A 746-nucleotide genomic window follows, 5' to 3' on the forward strand; every position below is an offset into this window, starting at 1 on the left:
GGCGTGTACTGGCGCTATCGCGACAAAGACGATTTCACGCAGTACGTGGCCAAGTTCAAGGAAAGCGACGAGGAAGGCGGCGAGCGATCAGAAGATCTGGAGGATATGTGTTCCTTCCGCGTTGCCGGTTTCTCGCGTCTGCGCATTCAGAGCCACCTGGCCACGCTGAGCGGCCAGCCGGACACCCAGCCAGAAACGGTCTTCGGCGTCAGCGCCCAGGTTCCGCGCCACGGCGCGACCTTGCAGCGCGAAGTTGTGACCGATGAACGCCTCTACAACTTGGAATGGTGGCGGGCCAAGTTCGGCCAGGTCTGGCTGCCCCAGCAGTTCACTCGCATGATTACCGTGCTGGAGCGCACCGCGCACCTAGGCGCGCGCGACGTGGTCAACTTCGTTGGCTTGGCCTGGCGCGATGGCCAGCCGTCCGCGTTGGAAGGCAAGGACTGCTATTTCATGGAGCCGCAAAAGCAGTGCCTGTACTACAACATGCAGTTTCCCCGTGGTCCGCGCGAGAATGCTGCGGCCGTGATCAAGGCGTACCAGGCAACGTTCCACGACAACGCCGCAGCCATTGCGATGGTGTGGGCGTTGGGCGCACACCTCAAAGCCATCCTTGGCTTTTATCCGCACCTACAGATGCAGGCTGAGAAAGGCTCCGGCAAGTCCAAGCTGCTGGAAAGCCTGCAATCCACGCTCGCGTTTCAGGTCCTGTCGGGGCAGATGTTGAAGACCGACCCCCGCCGCCG

Annotated in this window: 1 pseudogene; it reads left to right on the forward strand. The window is 61.8% G+C overall.

Annotated elements, in window-relative coordinates:
- Positions 1–45: 45 nt before the first annotated feature.
- A pseudogene (locus tag KVT32_RS27960) lies at positions 46–746 on the forward strand (hypothetical protein); the annotation flags it as partial.

Source organism: Achromobacter sp. GbtcB20, from assembly GCF_019091095.1.
In the GTDB taxonomy this organism is placed as follows: domain Bacteria; phylum Pseudomonadota; class Gammaproteobacteria; order Burkholderiales; family Burkholderiaceae_B; genus Achromobacter; species Achromobacter mucicolens.